The sequence below is a fragment of the Caballeronia grimmiae genome, assembly GCF_022879615.1.
GTDB classification, from domain to species: Bacteria; Pseudomonadota; Gammaproteobacteria; order Burkholderiales; family Burkholderiaceae; genus Caballeronia; species Caballeronia grimmiae.
The window spans coordinates 1,777,048-1,792,980 of sequence record NZ_CP084271.1 but is presented as its reverse complement, the minus strand read 5'-3'; the positions used below and the strand labels follow the sequence as shown (position 1 = coordinate 1,792,980).

The following is a 15,933-nucleotide window of genomic DNA, read 5'->3' as shown; positions in this document are numbered from 1 at the left end:
CATGCAGGCATACGAAGCGAACTTCGACGGGCTGGTCGGCCCGACGCACAACTACGCGGGCTTGTCGTTCGGCAACGTCGCGTCGCGCAGCAACGAAAAGTCTGTCGCGAATCCGAAGGCCGCCGCGAAGCAGGGCTTGCGCAAGATGAAGCGGCTCGCGGACCTCGGCTTTCATCAGGGCGTGTTGCCGCCGCTCGAACGGCCGTCGGTGAAGCTGTTGCGCAGCGTCGGCTTTACGGGCGATGACGCCGCCGTGATCCAGCGCGCCGCCCTCGATGCGCCCGAACTGCTCGCCGCCGCCAGTTCCGCTTCGGCGATGTGGACCGCCAACGCCGCGACGGTCAGCCCGTCCGCCGACACCGCCGATGGCCGCGTCCATTTCACGCCCGCGAATCTCGCGGCGAAGCTGCATCGCGCAATCGAACATGGGGAAACGCGCCGCTCGCTCGCCGCGATTTTCGCCGATGAATCGCGCTTTCGGATTCATCACGCGCTGCCCGGCACGCCCGCGCTCGGCGACGAAGGCGCGGCCAATCACACGCGCTTTGCACGCGAGTACGGCGACAAGGGCGTCGAATTCTTCGTGTATGGACGCAGCGAATACGGGCAAGGTCCGCAGCCGCAACGCTTTCCGGCGCGGCAAACGCTCGAGGCGAGCCGCGCGGTGGCGCGCCTGCACGGCCTCGATGAAGCGGCGACCGTGTTCGCGCAGCAATCGCCCGATGTCATCGATGCCGGCGTGTTCCATAACGATGTGATCGCGGTCGGCAATCGCACGACGCTGTTCTGTCACGAGCGCGCGTTCGTCGATCAGGCCAGGGTCTACGACGCCCTGAGCGCGAAGCTGCACGCTCAGGGCGCATCGTTCACGGCGCTCGAAGTACCGGACAACGAGGTGAGCGTCGCGGATGCGGTGTCGTCGTATCTGTTCAACAGCCAGTTGTTGTCGCGTGCGGACGGCACGCAAGTCCTCGTCGTGCCGCAGGAATGCCGCGAGAACGCCCGCGTCGCGGCGTATCTCGATACGCTCGCCACGCGCACGACGCCGATCGACGAAGTCCTCGTCTTCGACCTGCGCGAAAGCATGAAGAACGGCGGCGGCCCCGCGTGCCTGCGTCTGCGCGTCGTGCTGAACGACGCCGAGCGCGCAGCCGTCAACCCCAACGTGTGGATGAACGACGCGCTCTTCGCCCGCCTCGATGCGTGGATCGACGCGCACTACCGCGAGTCGCTCGCGCCCGGCGATCTCGCCGATCCGCGGCTGCTGACGGAATCGCGTGCCGCGCTCGACGAACTGACGACCATTCTGGGACTAGGCGCCGTCTATGACTTCCAGCGCTGATGCATCGCTTCTGAGCGATTTCCTCGCGTTCACGCTCGCGGGCGCACGGCCATCGGCGACCTCCGGCGCGGCGGCTTCCGGCGTGCGATGGACGTGGCAAGGCGAGGGCGTGCTGCTGCTCGAACCTCCGGCGGCGCAGGCGCCGGCGCATAGCGTGCTCGCGTCAGCCGGCATCCATGGCGATGAGACCGCGCCGATCGAAATGCTGTCGCGGCTGATCGCGGATATCGCCAGTGGCGACGCGCGGCTCGCGTCGCGGATGCTCGTCGTTTTGGGCAACGCCGGCGCGATGCGTGCGGGCGTGCGCTATATCGACGATGACCTCAATCGTCTGTTCAGCGGCCGTCATGCGAGCTTGCCGCAGAGCGTCGAAGCCCCGCGCGCCGCCGAACTGGAACGCGCGGCGGCGGCGTTCTTCGAGAATGTGACGCATCCGAAGTGGCATATCGACATGCACACGGCCATTCGCGCGTCGGTGTTCGAGCGGTTCGCGCTGTTGCCGCACACCGGCGCGCCGCTCGCTCGCGCAATGTTCGACTGGCTGCGCGATGCGCGTCTCGAAGCGGTGCTGCTGCATCGTGAAAAAGGCATGACGTTCACGCACTACACCGCCGCGCAGTGCGGCGCGCTCGCCTGCACGCTCGAACTCGGCAAGGTGCGGCCGTTCGGCGAGAACGACCTCGCGCGCTTCGCGGCATCGGATGCGGCGTTGCGCAGGCTGATCGCGGGCGAGGCGGCGAGCCACCAGACGCCGCTGCGCGTATTCACGGTCGTCGCGCAGATCGACAAGCAGAGCGAACAGTTCGTCCTCAACGTCGCGAGCGATGTGCCCAATTTCACGCCGTTTCCCGCCGGTGCCGAACTCGCGCGCGATGGCGATTACATTTATCGCGTGACGCACGAAGAAGAACGCATCGTGTTTCCGAATCCGAAGGTGAAACCGGGCCTGCGCGCCGGCCTGATGGTCGTCGACACGACCGACGCCACGCTCGCATCGCTCGAGTGATTCGCGCCCGGGCTTGCACGGGCGCGACATCCGTTTGCCAATTTCCTTTTTCGTTCGATACGCCGCCCAGGCCCGCGGCGCCTGTCCGCGCCCGGACGGGCGCGTGAACGCGCGCGCTACAATCCCGGCGCTGCGTCTGATGCACCGCACCAAAACCGCTCGCGCTGTTTGAGCGTTTTTTTTGACGCCGCGATGCTTGATTCGCCGGCTACTGGCCGCATCGGACACAGATCACGAAACACGAACGCAATGCAAGGAGATGGCAGTAGATGAAATCACAATGGATCATTCGCAAGCTCGCCGCCGTCGCGGTGCTCGGAACGCTGGCTGCATCGATGGGCGCTCACGCCGCCGATGACACCAAGACGCTGCGCTTCGGCGTGGAGGCATCGTATGCGCCGTTCGAGTCGAAGACCGCGAGCGGGGAACTGACGGGCTTCGATATCGACATCGGCAACGCGGTCTGCGCGAAGCTGAAGATGAAGTGCGTGTGGGTCGAGAATTCGTTCGACGGCCTGATTCCCGCGTTGCAGGCGCGCAAGTTCGACGGCATCAACTCGGACATGACGATCACCGACAAGCGCAAGCTCGCGATCGACTTCACCGATCCCATCTACTCGATCCCGAACCAGCTCATCGCGAAGAAGGGCAGCGGCGTGCTGCCGACCGTCGACGGTCTGAAGGGCAAGCGCGTGGGCGTGCTGCAAGGCTCGATCCAGGAAACGTACGCGAAGGCGAAGTGGGCGCCGGCGGGCATCGACGTGGAGTCGTATCAGGCGCAGGACCAGATTTATGCGGACCTGGCGTCTGGCCGTCTCGATGCGGCGTTCCAGGATGCCGAAGCGGCGTCGAAGGGCTTTCTGAAGCAGCCGCAGGGCGCGGGTTACGCGTTCGCGGGCCCGGCGGTCGCCGATGACAAGCTGCTCGGCTCGGGCGTGGGCTTCGGCGTGCGCAAGAGCGACAAGGCGCTCAAGGAATCGATGAACCGCGCGTTGAAGGAACTTAAGGACGACGGCTCGATCGACCGTCTGGCCGCAAAGTACTTCGACGTGAAGGTCGTATTGAAGTAAAGGCCTGGCCCGTCCCGGCGATGGCCGGGGCGGGCGAACTCACATCGACGGCGTGATTACCACGGTGCACGTCGTGCCCGCCGCCAGCAGCATCCCGTTCGGCACCTCATCGATCTTCAACCGCACCGGCACGCGCTGCGCAAGACGCACCCAGTTGAACGTCGGGTTCACATCGGCGAGCAATTCGCGGCTTTGCGGATTGTCGCGATCGTAGATGCCGCGAGATATGCTCTCGACGTGCCCCTTCAGTTCTCCGCCGCTCATCAGCCGAATCTGCGCCCGGTCGCCCACGCGCACGCGCGGCAGCTTCGTCTCCTCGAAATAGCCATAGACCCAGAACGAATGGCTATCGACGATCGCGAGTTTCGCCGCGCCCACCGTCGCATAATCGCCGCGAAACACGCTGAGATTCGTGACGTAGCCGTCGACGGGCGAATACACCTTGGTGCGCGCCAGATTCAGCTTCGCCGCATCCAGCGCGGCCTGCGCCTGCTGCAATTGCGCCGCCGCCGTCGATGCCGTCTGCGACGCATTCTCGCGCGCCTCGCGCGACACCACGAGACTATCCATATCCGCACGCCGCGCAGCGTCCGCGCGCCGCATCCGCAATTCGGCGGCACGCGCGGCGACATTCGCCTCGGCCTGCTCGACGGCAATCTGATAGTGCGACGGATCGATCTCCATCAGCAGGTCGCCTTTCTTCACGTACTGGTTATCGCGAACAGGCAGCTGCACGACCGCGCCCGACACGTCCGGCGCAATGTTGACGACCTCCGCGCGCACACGGCCGTCGCGGGTCCATGGCTCGTCCATGTAATGCACCCACAACACGCGGCCGATCAGCAGGGCGGCTGCAAAAATGGCGATCGTCATGACGAAGCCGATGATTTTTCTAAGAACCATGATGAGTCTTCTGAACCTGTAAGAACGAGTGCCTGCTATCAGCGATACACCGCGAGCCCGAGCGCGCCACAAATACAAACAAGCAGGCTCGCGCGAAAGAGCGCCGGATGCCAGACCACGCGATAAAGGCCGGTCATCGCGAGCGCGCGGTCGATCACCCACGTGATCAGCGCGCCGGCAACGAACAGCACGAGCAGCGTCGGAACATAGGCTTCGAGGATCGCGGTATCACGCGGCATGCAGCGCTCCTTTGACTGAAGGCGAATCTGACTGAGCGAACTGCGCGAGCGGCGAGGCCGGATCGAGCAGCGCCGTGCGGATGAAATGCAGATGGCTGATGATCCGCTGCAACCGGTGCCGCTCCTCGCGCGATGGATTCACCGCCGCCAGCATCGCCTGCGCATCCGCGATCGCGCGTGACGTGCTGTCCAGCGCGGTCTCGAAACGCGGCGCGCCGGGCCCGTCGAAGAGACGCGCGACGGCATCGAGCGTCGCTTTCAACGTACGTCGCCACGGCGTCGATGCGGCGTAATGCGGGGCATCCGGCAAAGCGGCGATTTCACGCCGCAGATCGATCACCGCGCGACCGGTCTCCAGCACCGCGAAGAGCCACTGCAGCGCCTCGCGTTGCACGTCCGGCTTGCCGGCGGCGAGCGCGTTGATCTGCGACAGCAGATCGCGCGTGCGGCTTTCGAAGTGCGTCGCCACCCGCGCGAGGCGTTCGCGCCGCGCAAGCACGACTTCGCGGCGCAGGTCCGCGAGCAACAGGCGGCGCAGCCACGGCGCGTCGGTCGGCAGGATGACGGCGAACGCGATCGCGGAGACGATCATCGACAGCATGAGCGCGAGCGCGTCGTTCATGAAACTGGCCGGATCGTAGTGAACGAGATTGTCCGGCCCCGCGAGAAAGCAGAAGAAGATGCAATAGCCGATACCCACGCCCGTCACCGCGCGCCGCGTGCTGATGAACGCGCCGAGCAGCAGCGCCGGCACGAGCGCGACGCCCATCAGCACGAAGCCGTCCATATGCGGATACGCGCCGAACACGACGATCATCCCGACGACGCTCGCGAGCGCGGTGCCGATCGCCATCTGCATCGACATCAGCGTCGGGCGCGGCGACGACGACGCGAGCGCGCACACGGCGGCCGCGGTGAGGACCATCGTGCCGCCGCTCGGCCACGCGCTCAGCATCCAGAACGCGCTCAGCGCGAACATCACCATCGCGCCGCGCAAGCCCGAGATCGCGGCGGCGAGCATGTTGGTCTTCGGCACATAGCGCGCGACCCAGCGTTCGCGTTCATGCGACGGCGCGCCGAGCGACGCGTAGGTCTCGGCATAGGCGAGCATGTCGTCGACGAAGCGGTAGAGCAGTTCGGTCGCGGTATCGAATTCGAGCGAAGAGAAAGCCGGCTCGGCTTCGATGCCGGCCCGCGCGACCCGCACGCGCTTCGGCAGCGCGGCCTTGTAATCGCGCAGTTGCGCGGCGGCATGCGCGGCGTCGGCGGCGTTGCGCACGGGCTCGCCCGCTCGCAACAGCAGCGGCGGCACTTCGTGGATGAACGGCGTGAGCGCCGCGATCGTCATCGCAGATGCGCTTTCGCGCAGACGGTTCATTAACTGATGCAGCGCGTGAAAGCGCGTCGACGCGCTCATGAATTCGCTGTTGAGCCGCGCGAGCCGTCCGCTGCGCCGCCGCGACTCGGGATGCTCGAACACGGCGACACTGCGCGCCGCCTCGAAACCGACGACATCCGCGACGAAACCAAGATTCGCCCGCTCGATCTGCGCCCGGTCCATCGTGCCGGACATCGCGCGGCAGACGTAATCGACGAACTGCGTGAAGCGCCGCCGCACCGTGGTGCGAATCTGCTCGCCTGCGTGCTGCGGAAAGACGAGCGCGCTCACCGCACCCGCGCAGACGATGCCGAGCGTGACTTCACCGACCCGCGTGAGCGCCGACAGAAACGCGCCATCCGGATGCTGCGCCGCCGGAATGCCGATCAGCGCCGCCGTGTAGCCCGCCAGCACGAAGCCGTAAGAGCGGAAGTTGCGATTGCGCGCCGCGCCCGCCGTGCAGATGCCGACCCACAGCGCGGTCGCGGAGAGAAACAGCACCGGCTGCTGGGCGAACAGGCCGATGAGCGCGAGCATTACGACAAGACCGATCATCGTGCCGCAGAAACGATAGAAGCTCTTCGCGAGCACCATGCCGCTCTGCGGCTGCATCACGACGAACACGGTGGTCATCGCGGTGCGCGGCTGCTGCATGTCGAAGCGCATCGCGATCCAGAGCGCGAGCAGGGCGGCCAGCACCGCCTTGAAGATGTAGACCCACGCGAGGCCATCGGTGCGCGCCCAGTCGATGATCGACGCGCGCAGCGAATCGCCCGATGCCGAGGGGGAAGCAGACAAGGCCGGCCTCATTTTGCTTCGGCCGCGCGGCTGAACGGCCCGATGTGCTGCGCGGGCGCGAGCTTCGCGTCCTTCGGCCCGTTCGCGGGATCGTCGATACCGCCGCCGAGCGCCGCCGTGAGCGTCGCATAAGCGCCGAGCCGCTGCGCCCGCACGCGCGCCTGTGCGTCCTGTGCACGCAGCAGTTGCGATTGCGCGAGCAGCACGTTGACGTAATCGGTGAGACCGCGCCGGTATCCTTCGTTCGCGAGATCGTAGTTCTTGCGCGCGGCGGCGACCGAGCGCGCGGACGCGTCCATCTGGGTGTCGAGCGACTTCACCCGCACCACCTGATCGGCGATGTCCTTCAGCGCGCCCACGAGCGTCGCGTTGTAGTGATCGACGGCCTGATCGTATTGCGCCGATGCCGCGCCGAGTTGCGAACGGAGCCGTCCGCCTTCGAAAATCGGCAACGTGATCGCCGGGCCGAACGAATAGCCGGTCGCCTTGCTCGTCAGAAAACTCAGCAGCGCGCCGCCCGCAAACGCCTGCGTGAGCGACGCCGCCAGATTGATGTTCGGATAGAACTCCGCCTTGGCCACGTCGATGCCGCGCGCCTGCGCCGCGACCATCCACCGCGCCGCGACGATATCCGGCCGATGCCCGACCAGTTCAGCCGGCAAGGACGACGGCAACGGCAGCGGCGTCGCCAGCGACAGTTGCGGCCGCGCAAGCGCTTCGCCCGCGCCGGGGCCTTCGCCTGCCAGCGCGGCAAGCTGATGGCGCGCAAGCTCGATCTCTTCCTGGAAAACGTCGGCCTGGCGTTCGTACTCGGGCAGCGGCGCTTCGGCCTGGCTCACTTCGAGCTGCGTGCCGAGGCCGCCCTTCAGGCGCCGGCGGGCCAGTTCAGCGAGCCGTTCCTGCTGTTCGAGCGTTTCCCGAGCGATGTCGAGTTGCGCGAACGCCTGGGACAAGCCGATATACGCCCGCACGATGTTCGCTTCGAGTTCGAGCTGAGCGGCGCGGGCATCGGCGGCGCGCACGTGGGCGACGTCGAGCGCGCGTTCGGCGGCGTTGTCGTCGCGGCCCCAGAGGTCGAGGTTATAGGAGAGGGAGAGGCCGGCAGTGTTGTCCCAGGTCGTCGTATCGGCGAACGGGCCGGGGCCGTAGAACGCGTTGTTCGGCCAGTTCTTGCGCTGCACGCCCATGCTGCCGTCCACGTGCGGCAAGAGCGCCGAGCGCGCGACACCCGCCTGCTCCTGCGCTTCGCGCACGCGTGCGGCGGCCATGGCGAGCGTCGGGCTGCCGGCCGTCGCGCGCTCGATCCAGCCGTCGAGCTGCGGGTCGCGGTAGGCGCGCCACCATTGCGCATCGGGCCAGGCGGCATCCGCGTTGGCGGCCCTGATCGCGCTGCCGACATCGAGCGTGGCGGCATCCGTCCGGGAGTCTTTCGGCGCGATGTTGCCGGTGCTCGCGCAGCCGGCGATGATTAATATTGCTGTAAGAACCGCAGCGCAAGCAGCGTATCTGGACCCCCGGCCTTGCACGTCACTGCTCCAATATAAGACGATCAAGCGCCGATTATATTTTTGCAACGATTCGCGAATAACCGGTCGTCCGGCAAAGCATTCTTACGCAGGGCGTGATAATCGACCTTGCAGGCCGTGCAACAATGCCTTCGGAATCAAGACGAGAGCGAGTCGAAAGACGCTATGGATACGCTTCAAAACATGCGCGTCTTTGTACGCGTAGTCGAAGCCGGCAGTTTCACCGGCGCGGCTCAACATCTGAACACGACGACGGCGTACGCTTCGCGGGCCGTGTCGGATCTCGAAGCGCATCTGCGCACGCGCCTGCTCAACCGCACGACGCGCCGCATCGCGCTGACGGAAGCGGGCGAGCGTTATCTGCAACGCTGCGAGCAGATACTGGCCTATGTCGATCAGGCCGAAGCCGAAGCCAGCGACGCGCACGCGCGGCCCGCCGGCAAGCTCAAGGTGCATTCGATGACGAGCTTCGGCCAGCATTACATCGTGCCGATGATCTGCCGTTATCAGCAGCGGCATCCCTCGGTGCAGGTCGATCTGACGCTTGCGCAGCGTGTGCCCGATCTGCTGGACGAGGGCTATGACGTGTCGCTCGTGCTGGCGTCCGATCTGCCCGATTCGGGCCTCGTGTCGGCGCGGCTCGGGACGGTGTTCAGCATCGCGTGCGCTTCGCCGGCGTACATCGAGAACCATGGCGCGCCGCAAGTGCTGTCGGATCTCGCGCGTCATACGTGCCTGCATCTGATGACGCCGGTGTTTCCGCCTGGCCACTGGGTCTTCGATGGCCCGAACGGTCAGGAAACGGTGACGCTCGGCCCGGCGAACTTCACCGTGAACGTGGCCGAAGCGATGGCCGTCGCGGTTCGCGAGGGCATGGGTATCGGCGTGCTGCCGACATCTTCGGCGCTGCCGGGGCTGCGCGCGGGCACGCTGGTACGCGTGCTGCCGCAATACACGATGCAGGAGCTGAATGTCTACGCGCTGTATCCGTCGCGCCAGTATCTCGACGCGAAAATCCGGACGTGGGTGGAATTCCTGCGCGAGGCGTTGCCGGCGACGCTCGACGCCGACGCGGAATCACTCAAGGAGTTCGTTGCGGCCTGATTTGGCAGCCGCGCAGCTTCGGTTACGAAATTTCGTGCGGCGCAACACTTGCTTACTCCCGTTTCGGCCGCAGCTTTGATACCGTTTGCACTCGTCCTCACCGCTTCTTCGGGAAAACGTCACATGAGCACGCCTCTTCTCTTCGCCCTTGCCACGCTTCTCGTCCTGATCGCCATCCCCGCTTCGCGCGATCTCTTCAACGCCATGCGCGCCCAGTCCGAGCGCCAGGCGAAGCAGCGGCTCGTACCGGTGCGCATCGACGACGGCCGGCGCGACCGTCACCCGCGCTGATTCCATTCACGTTTCCAGCGGCTCGATGAGGCGCGGTTCGTCGTTGACGGTGCGATTGACGTCGCTCGTCACGCGATGCCAGACGAAATGCGACGCCGGCACGCCGTCGGTTCTCACGAGCGAGTGAAGATCGTCGGACGACGCGCCTGCGTCGAGCCATCGGCGTGCAGCCGCCGGTGAGAAGACGAGCGGGCGGCGATCGTGCACATCGACGAGACCTTCGTCCGCCTTCGACGTCACGATGACGAAGCCCGCGCCCGGCGCCGCCGCGTCCTGCTCGCGCACGACGCTCGTGAGCGCGGCGAGGAACATCGGCTCGCCGTCGGCGCGCTGGATGAAGTAGGGCTGCTTGAACGGCTTGCCGGCCGCATCGCCCGGCACAGGCTCGATGCGCCATTCGAACCAGCCATCGGCGGGGACGAGAATGCGCGCCTTCTTCCACAAGTCCTTGAAATACGCACTGGTCGACGCTGTTTCGACGCGCGCGTTGATCGTCTGCGGCAGTTTCTTGCGCACCGCCCACGGCGGGCAGTATCCCCAATGCACGGCGCGGATGGTCTCGTCCGGAAAAATCGCGAGCGGATGCGTGCCGGGCGACAGGTTATAGCCGGGGCGACGGTCGGCGGCATCGACGAGCACGAATGGATCTTTCAGATGCAGGCGCTGCGCGTAATGCGCCGGCAGTCGGTACTGGCTGATTCGGCCGCACATGAATATCCTCGCTTCGAAGCGTCAGATTTCGACGACTTTATCCCATGCGAACTGCGGATTCTCCAGCCGCCCGGTGCGCCTGTCGATATAGCCGCGCGGATTGCACACGACGCGCGTGCCGTTCACCGTGTAATCGAACGCGGTGTGCGTGTGGCCGTGAATCCAGAGCGCGACGGGCGAACGCGCGAGCGTCGGCAGGTGATTGATGAAGCCCGCCGACACGATGTCTTCCGCATAGCGCGGCGCGAGGCTCTCGCGCATCGGCGCGTGATGCGTGACCACGATGGTCTGCCCCGCGAACGGTTTCGCCAGCTCGCTTTCGAGCCACGCGCGTGACTGGATATGCAGCGCGAGCGAGTCGTCGGGCGTGAACGAGCGTGGCTCGCCTTCGGGTTCGGGCCATGCAAGCTGGATCAGACCGCGATAGTCGAGCATGACTTTCGTGCACGCTTCCTGCGCTTTCGCGATTTGCGCCTCGCTCGATCCGAACAGCGCGAAGTCCGTCCACAGCGTCGTGCCGAGCACGCGCCACGCACCTCGGCGGTCGACGAGCGACGCGTTATTCAGAAAGTGCACGTTGTCGACGCTGCGCGCGGCGTCGTGCATCGCGGCTTCCATCGCGCCGAACTCGCCGTCGTAATACTCGTGATTGCCGGGGACATAGACGACGGGCACGCCGTTATCGAAGTTCTCCGCGGCCCAGCGAAGCCCTTCGGCGTGGTTGTGGATATCGCCCGCGAGCACGACGAGATCGGCGTCGGCATAGGGAATGGCGAGCGGCTCGTCGCATTCCAGATGCAGGTCGGACAGCACTCGGATTTTCATGCGGTGTTCTCCTTGCCGGCGTGCGCGTTCCATCGCACGACCTTGCCCGGATTCATCAGGTTGTCGGGATCGAGCGCGGCCTTGATCGTCTGCATGAGGCGCACTTCGACCGGCGACTTGAAGTGCATCGCTTCGTCCACTTTCAATTGCCCGAGGCCGTGCTCCGCGCTGATGCTGCCGCGATGCCTGTGCACCTGCTCGTAGACGAGCGCGTTGATCGGCGTCTGGAACTCCGACAGAAACGCCTTCTGATCCACGCCTTCGGGCGCCTGCACGTTGTAGTGCAGATTGCCGTCGCCCAGGTGGCCGAACGTGACCATGCGCGCGCCGGGCACGGCTTGCGCGATGATCGCATCGGTCTCGTCGATGAAGCGGCCGATGCTCGAAATCGGCACGGCGATGTCATGCTTGATGTTGAGCCCTTCCTGCGCCTGCGCGATCGGAATGTGCTCGCGCAGATTCCAGAACGCCTGCGATTGCGCGAGATTCTCCGCGACCACCGCATCCTCGACCATGCCTTCCGCCAGCGCTTCTTCCATCATGCGTTCGAAAAGGGCGCGGGCGTGGTCGTCGCTTTCGCTGTCGGACAATTCGAGCAGCACCGTCTGCGCGTGCGGCTCGCCGAACGGATAGCGCAATTGCGGAAAATGCCGGCCGACGAGGCGCATCGAGAAATCGGACATCAGTTCGAAGCCGGTCAGAAGCGGACCGGCGTGACGCTGGGCCATCGACAGGAAGTCCAGCGCGGCGTGCGGCGACGCGAGTCCCGCTAGTGCGGTCACCTTCGCGACCGGCGCGGGATGCAGCTTCATCACCGCAGCCGTAATGATGCCGAGCGTGCCTTCCGCGCCGATGAACAGATCGCGCAGGTCGTAGCCGGTGTTGTCCTTGCGCAGTCCGCGCAGGCCGTCCCAGATTTCGCCTTGCGGCGTCACGACTTCGAGGCCGAGGCAGAGTTCGCGCGTGTTGCCATAGCGCAGCACGCCGGTGCCGCCTGCGTTCGTCGACAGGTTGCCGCCGATCGTGCAACTGCCTTCGGCCGCGAGACTCAACGGGAAGAGGCGCTGTGCGCCTTTCGCGCGGGCCTGGACTTCCGCGAGCACGACGCCCGCTTCGACGGTGATGGTGTTGTTGTGCGGATCGATGTCGCGCACGCGGTTCAGCCGCTTCAGGCTCACGACCGCCTGCGCGGCGGTGGAATCGGGTGTCGCGCCGCCGGCGAGGCCGGTGTTGCCGCCTTGCGGGACGATCGCGATGCGATGTTCGCGTGCGAGCCGCACGACGGCGGCCACTTCGCGCACGTCGGCGGGCAGCAGCACGGCGCAGGCATCGCCGCGATAACGCTTGCGCCAGTCGACGACGTAAGGCTCGGTGTCGCGAGGGTCGGTCAGAACGTGGGACGGGCCAAGAAGGCGGATGCAGGCGTCGACGAAAGAGGCGGCAGGAGCGGTCATGGGCGAGAAAAAAAGTGCGTTGGGGCGTAGACGACAGTATCGCGCAGCACGGCGTCGCGCGAGCCTCTGCCGAATGGCATAGGCGTGAGCGATGCGCGGCTCACTTCGGCCGATTCGTGCTACAAAGCATCACGTTCGCTGCCCGTTCTGCGCTCGACCGCGCAGTTTGGCGGCGCGCTTGAACGGCGCGACGTAAGCGATCGCGCAGACGAAGAAGGTCAGCGAAAGCAGCGTTTCGAGCCAGGCGAGCCGTGCGGAGAGGCCCGTATCCGTCATGCCGCGCACGATGCCTTCGGCGAAGTAGAGCAGCACGAGCATGGACGCCCATTGCAGCGTATAGACGTTGCGCCTGACGACGCCCGGCAGCGCGCAGGCAAGCGGCGGCGCCTTCAGCGCCAGCGCCCACGCACCGGGACGCAACGGCGCGAGCCACAATTCCCAGGCGAGCGACAGCGCGATGAGCGCGCCGAGGCTCGCAATCGCACCGATGGCGCATGCGCCGCGTGCAGGAGTGTCGACGGCTGGGCGGGCGTTCATCGCGGTCAGCCGGCCTGCGCACCGCGCACGAGATCGCGCGCCGTGCGGGCAAGGCGCGCGCCGAGCGCGATGGCGAGCGCTTTCTCGTCCGCGGTGATGCCCTGGCGGGACGCGTCGTCGCCGGTGCGCGCATGGTGGGATGCGCCGTAGGGCGTGCCGCCGCTTTGCGTCGTCGTGAGGCGCGATTCGGTGTACGGAATGCCGAGGATCATCATGCCGTGATGCAGGAGCGGGAGCATCATCGAGAGCAGGGTGGTTTCCTGGCCGCCGTGCAGGCTGCCCGTCGACGTGAAGACGCTCGCGGGCTTGCCGGCGAGCGCGCCTGACAGCCATTGCGGCGTGGTGCCGTCGAGAAAGTATTTGAGCGATGCCGCCATGTTGCCGAAGCGGGTGGGCGAGCCGAGCGCGAGGCCCGCGCATTCTTCGAGATCGCGCAGTTCGGCGTACGGCGGGCCGTCGGCGGGAATGTCGGGCTGCGTCGCTTCGCAGACGGTCGAGACGGGCGGCACGGTGCGCACGCGCGCCTGCATGCCGGGCACGCTGTCGACGCCCTGGGCGATAGCGAGCGCCAGTTCGCGCGTCGCGCCGTGGCGGCTGTAATAAAGCACGAGGATGTCGTTCATAAAGCCTTTTTAGTGAACGGCTATTATAGGTATTGGGGTGGATTTGGTGGCGGGACGGCGTAGCCGGGACGGCAGCGAATTTGCCTGGACGCAGGGCGATGGCTACAAGGGCGGTTTTGTATGGGATCCGAGGGCGCGGTGAAGCGCTTATCCCGGTCGACAGCTTTGCATGGGACCAGAGTAAGGCGTTAAAGCGCCAACTCTGGCCGACCGCGTTGCATGGGGCCGGAGTAAGGCGCTAAAGCGCCAATTGTGGTCGACCGCGTTGCATGGGACCAGAGTAAGGCGCTGAAGCGCCAACTCCGGCCGACAGCTTTGCATGGGGCCGGAGTAAGGCGCTAAAGCGCCAACTGTGGCCGACAGCTTTGCATGGGACCACAGTAAGGCGCTAAAGCGCCAACTGTGGTCGACAGCTTTGCATGGGACCACAGTAAGGCGCTAAAGCGCCAACTGTGGTCGACAGGAGATTACGTTTTGCAGCACCTATCAATCGATCTCGCAGCAATCAAGCGCCTCGCCGGTTTCGTCGCGCGGCGCATCGGCGAAGATCGCGTCGCGCAAGTGGCCGGCAGCCTCACGTTCACGAGCGTGCTGTCGCTCGTGCCACTCGCTACCGTCGCCTTCGCGCTGTTCACCGCGTTCCCCATCTTCGCCTCGTTCCAGGCGTCGCTGCAGGACTTCCTCGCGGACCATCTGATGCCCGCGACCATCAACAGCCAGATCTTCAAGTACCTCAACGAATTCGCATCGAAAGCAAAAGGACTCACGACCGTCGGCATGATCATCCTGCTCGTGACCTCCGTCATGACGATGATGACCGTCGAGTCCGCGTTCAACGTCATCTGGCGCGTCAAGAAGGCCCGACCGTTCGCGCAGCGCGTGCTCGTTTACTGGTCGATCATCACGCTCGGGCCGATTCTCTTCGGCTGCAGCCTGTCGATCTCGTCGTACGTCTTCGCGCATTCCGTCGCGTTCGCGGGCTCGCACAACCTGATGCCGCCCGTCGTCGAATGGCTGCTGACCGGCGTTTCGCTGCCGCTCACGGTATTCGGCTTCACGATCATGTATGTCTACATGCCGAACTGCAAGGTGGAGTGGCGCGATGCCGTCGTCGGCGGGCTGATCGCGGCCGTCGCCTTCGAAATCAGCAAGCGCGGTTTCGGCTTCTACGTGCGCAGCATTCCGACCTATACCGCCGTCTACGGCGCGTTCGCGTCGCTGCCGGTCTTCCTGCTGTGGGTCTATCTGTGCTGGATGATCGCCCTCGTCGGCGCGATGGTGACATCCGCGCTGCCCGCCATCCGCGTCGGGCAATATCATCGGCGCGAGTTTCCCGGCAGCGATCTGCTCGATGCCCTCGAAATCCTCGCGCGTCTCGTCGAAGCGCGCGACGAAGGCAAGCCCGGTTACACCGCGCTGCAATTGTCGAAGATGGTCCGATGCGAGGTCGATACTTCAACCCGCCTGATCGCGCGCCTCGATTCGCTCGGCTGGATCGGACGGCTCGAGGACGCGCACATGCCGCGTTACGTGCTGATCGCCAATCCGAGCCAGATCACGCTGACGATGCTGTTCCAGGAATTCGTCATCGATCGCGAGGAACTCGACTATCAGTTGTGCCTCGACGCCACCCAGATCGACCGCGACGCGCTGATGAACGCGCTCGAAAACGAAAAGCTCGGCATCTCGCTCAGCACGCTGATCGCCGCGCGCACGCAGGCGCAAGCCAATGCGCGACTGCGCGAAGCGCCGTCTTCGTCAATGCCGCAGCAGCCGGCTTAACGCGTGAACCTCCGCGACTCACAGCGAGATCTTTCCTACGCAGATGTCCTTGAACATCACCCAGTCGCCCATCAGGCTATAGAGCGGATGGCGAAACGTCGCGGGACGATTCTTCTCGAAGAAGAAATGGCCGATCCACGCAAAGCCGTATCCGCAGACGACGGCGGCCGGCAGCCACAGCCAGTCGCCGGTCGCGAGCGCCATCGCGAGGCAGCCGATTACCCCGAGCGAGCCGATGAAATGCAGCCTGCGCGAGACCAGGTTGCGATGCTCGTCGAGATAGTACGGGTAGAACTCGGCGAAGCTGGCGAAATGCTCGCCGTGTGCGGTGTGCGCCATGATGA

At 65.5% G+C, this 15,933-nt stretch carries 16 protein-coding genes; 6 read left to right on the top strand and 10 right to left on the bottom strand.

The features are described from left to right. The first annotated feature begins 1 nt into the window (after position 1). From astB to LDZ21_RS08660, 3 genes are all read left to right on the top strand, one after another. Positions 2 to 1,342 carry an N-succinylarginine dihydrolase gene (gene astB / locus LDZ21_RS08670; RefSeq protein ID WP_244792791.1) on the top strand — a complete coding sequence of 447 codons (1,341 nt, stop codon included), beginning with the start codon at positions 2 to 4 and terminating at the stop codon, positions 1,340 to 1,342. Next, complete coding sequence (gene astE, locus LDZ21_RS08665; protein WP_244792788.1) at positions 1,326 to 2,348, top strand: succinylglutamate desuccinylase; 1,023 nt, start codon at positions 1,326 to 1,328, stop codon at positions 2,346 to 2,348. The genes astB and astE overlap by 17 nt, the downstream gene beginning before the upstream one ends. A 269-nt stretch (positions 2,349 to 2,617) precedes the next feature. Then, the gene (locus LDZ21_RS08660; RefSeq protein ID WP_244792786.1) at positions 2,618 to 3,418 is read left to right on the top strand and encodes an ABC transporter substrate-binding protein; all 801 of its coding nucleotides are present in this window, start codon (positions 2,618 to 2,620) and stop codon (positions 3,416 to 3,418) included. 39 nt (positions 3,419 to 3,457) lie between these two features. Here LDZ21_RS08660 and LDZ21_RS08655 read toward each other — a convergent pair whose 3' ends face one another. Genes LDZ21_RS08655 through LDZ21_RS08640 form a run of 4 tightly spaced genes read right to left on the bottom strand, consistent with a single transcriptional unit; the run spans position 3,458 to position 8,262 of the window. After that, positions 3,458 to 4,321 (bottom strand): efflux RND transporter periplasmic adaptor subunit, encoded by an 864-nt coding sequence (locus LDZ21_RS08655; protein ID WP_035967043.1) that lies wholly within the window; start codon positions 4,319 to 4,321, stop codon positions 3,458 to 3,460. A 38-nt stretch (positions 4,322 to 4,359) separates the two neighbouring features. Next, entirely contained in the window at positions 4,360 to 4,560 is a 201-nt protein-coding gene (locus tag LDZ21_RS08650) for a DUF1656 domain-containing protein (RefSeq protein WP_035967042.1), read from the bottom strand. After that, positions 4,550 to 6,748, bottom strand: coding sequence for an FUSC family protein (locus LDZ21_RS08645; protein WP_244792784.1), 2,199 nt, complete (start codon positions 6,746 to 6,748; stop codon positions 4,550 to 4,552). Before LDZ21_RS08645 ends, LDZ21_RS08650 begins: the two co-directional genes overlap by 11 nt. After that, positions 6,745 to 8,262, bottom strand: a complete 1,518-nt coding sequence (locus LDZ21_RS08640) for an efflux transporter outer membrane subunit (RefSeq protein ID WP_244792782.1) — start codon at positions 8,260 to 8,262, stop codon at positions 6,745 to 6,747. Before LDZ21_RS08640 ends, LDZ21_RS08645 begins: the two co-directional genes overlap by 4 nt. A 165-nt stretch (positions 8,263 to 8,427) precedes the next feature. On the opposite strand from LDZ21_RS08640, the gene LDZ21_RS08635 reads away from it, so the two are divergent. Continuing rightward, positions 8,428 to 9,366, top strand: a complete 939-nt coding sequence (locus tag LDZ21_RS08635) for a LysR family transcriptional regulator (protein WP_244792780.1) — start codon at positions 8,428 to 8,430, stop codon at positions 9,364 to 9,366. Positions 9,367 to 9,489: 123 nt separating this feature from the next. Beyond that, entirely contained in the window at positions 9,490 to 9,657 is a 168-nt protein-coding gene (locus LDZ21_RS08630; RefSeq protein WP_244792778.1) for a hypothetical protein, read from the top strand. A gap of 6 nt (positions 9,658 to 9,663) precedes the next feature. On the opposite strand, the gene LDZ21_RS08625 is transcribed toward LDZ21_RS08630, so the two are convergent. From LDZ21_RS08625 to wrbA, 5 genes are all read right to left on the bottom strand, one after another. After that, positions 9,664 to 10,368, bottom strand: coding sequence for an SOS response-associated peptidase (locus LDZ21_RS08625; RefSeq protein ID WP_244792776.1), 705 nt, complete (start codon positions 10,366 to 10,368; stop codon positions 9,664 to 9,666). Between the two features lie 21 nt (positions 10,369 to 10,389). After that, positions 10,390 to 11,193, bottom strand: a complete 804-nt coding sequence (locus LDZ21_RS08620) for a metallophosphoesterase (protein WP_244792774.1) — start codon at positions 11,191 to 11,193, stop codon at positions 10,390 to 10,392. Then, on the bottom strand, positions 11,190 to 12,647 hold the full coding sequence (locus LDZ21_RS08615) for an FAD-binding oxidoreductase (protein ID WP_244792772.1): 1,458 nt from the start codon (positions 12,645 to 12,647) through the stop codon (positions 11,190 to 11,192). The genes LDZ21_RS08620 and LDZ21_RS08615 overlap by 4 nt, the downstream gene beginning before the upstream one ends. 129 nt (positions 12,648 to 12,776) lie before the next feature. Then, entirely contained in the window at positions 12,777 to 13,184 is a 408-nt protein-coding gene (locus LDZ21_RS08610) for a DUF2069 domain-containing protein (protein ID WP_244792770.1), read from the bottom strand. Positions 13,185 to 13,189: 5 nt separating this feature from the next. Beyond that, on the bottom strand, positions 13,190 to 13,807 hold the full coding sequence (wrbA, locus tag LDZ21_RS08605; RefSeq protein ID WP_244792768.1) for an NAD(P)H:quinone oxidoreductase: 618 nt from the start codon (positions 13,805 to 13,807) through the stop codon (positions 13,190 to 13,192). 474 nt (positions 13,808 to 14,281) lie between these two features. On the opposite strand from wrbA, the gene LDZ21_RS08600 reads away from it, so the two are divergent. Next, complete coding sequence (locus LDZ21_RS08600; RefSeq protein WP_244792766.1) at positions 14,282 to 15,589, top strand: YihY family inner membrane protein; 1,308 nt, start codon at positions 14,282 to 14,284, stop codon at positions 15,587 to 15,589. 18 nt (positions 15,590 to 15,607) lie between these two features. On the opposite strand, the gene LDZ21_RS08595 is transcribed toward LDZ21_RS08600, so the two are convergent. Further along, the gene (locus LDZ21_RS08595; protein WP_244792764.1) at positions 15,608 to 15,928 is read right to left on the bottom strand and encodes an Mpo1-like protein; all 321 of its coding nucleotides are present in this window, start codon (positions 15,926 to 15,928) and stop codon (positions 15,608 to 15,610) included. Positions 15,929 to 15,933 lie beyond the last annotated feature (5 nt).

Excerpts from the sequence above, each read along its gene's own strand:
- astB (WP_244792791.1), top strand. The coding sequence starts at position 2 with ATGCAGGCATACGAAGCGAACTTCGACGGGCTGGTCGGCCCGACGCAC.
- astE (WP_244792788.1), top strand. The coding sequence starts at position 1,326 with ATGACTTCCAGCGCTGATGCATCGCTTCTGAGCGATTTCCTCGCGTTC.
- LDZ21_RS08660 (WP_244792786.1), top strand. The coding sequence starts at position 2,618 with ATGAAATCACAATGGATCATTCGCAAGCTCGCCGCCGTCGCGGTGCTC.
- LDZ21_RS08655 (WP_035967043.1), bottom strand. The coding sequence starts at position 4,321 with ATGGTTCTTAGAAAAATCATCGGCTTCGTCATGACGATCGCCATTTTT.
- LDZ21_RS08650 (WP_035967042.1), bottom strand. The coding sequence starts at position 4,560 with ATGCCGCGTGATACCGCGATCCTCGAAGCCTATGTTCCGACGCTGCTC.
- LDZ21_RS08645 (WP_244792784.1), bottom strand. The coding sequence starts at position 6,748 with ATGAGGCCGGCCTTGTCTGCTTCCCCCTCGGCATCGGGCGATTCGCTG.
- LDZ21_RS08635 (WP_244792780.1), top strand. The coding sequence starts at position 8,428 with ATGGATACGCTTCAAAACATGCGCGTCTTTGTACGCGTAGTCGAAGCC.
- LDZ21_RS08630 (WP_244792778.1), top strand. The coding sequence starts at position 9,490 with ATGAGCACGCCTCTTCTCTTCGCCCTTGCCACGCTTCTCGTCCTGATC.
- LDZ21_RS08625 (WP_244792776.1), bottom strand. The coding sequence starts at position 10,368 with ATGTGCGGCCGAATCAGCCAGTACCGACTGCCGGCGCATTACGCGCAG.
- LDZ21_RS08620 (WP_244792774.1), bottom strand. The coding sequence starts at position 11,193 with ATGAAAATCCGAGTGCTGTCCGACCTGCATCTGGAATGCGACGAGCCG.
- LDZ21_RS08615 (WP_244792772.1), bottom strand. The coding sequence starts at position 12,647 with ATGACCGCTCCTGCCGCCTCTTTCGTCGACGCCTGCATCCGCCTTCTT.
- LDZ21_RS08610 (WP_244792770.1), bottom strand. The coding sequence starts at position 13,184 with ATGAACGCCCGCCCAGCCGTCGACACTCCTGCACGCGGCGCATGCGCC.
- wrbA (WP_244792768.1), bottom strand. The coding sequence starts at position 13,807 with ATGAACGACATCCTCGTGCTTTATTACAGCCGCCACGGCGCGACGCGC.
- LDZ21_RS08595 (WP_244792764.1), bottom strand. The coding sequence starts at position 15,928 with ATGGCGCACACCGCACACGGCGAGCATTTCGCCAGCTTCGCCGAGTTC.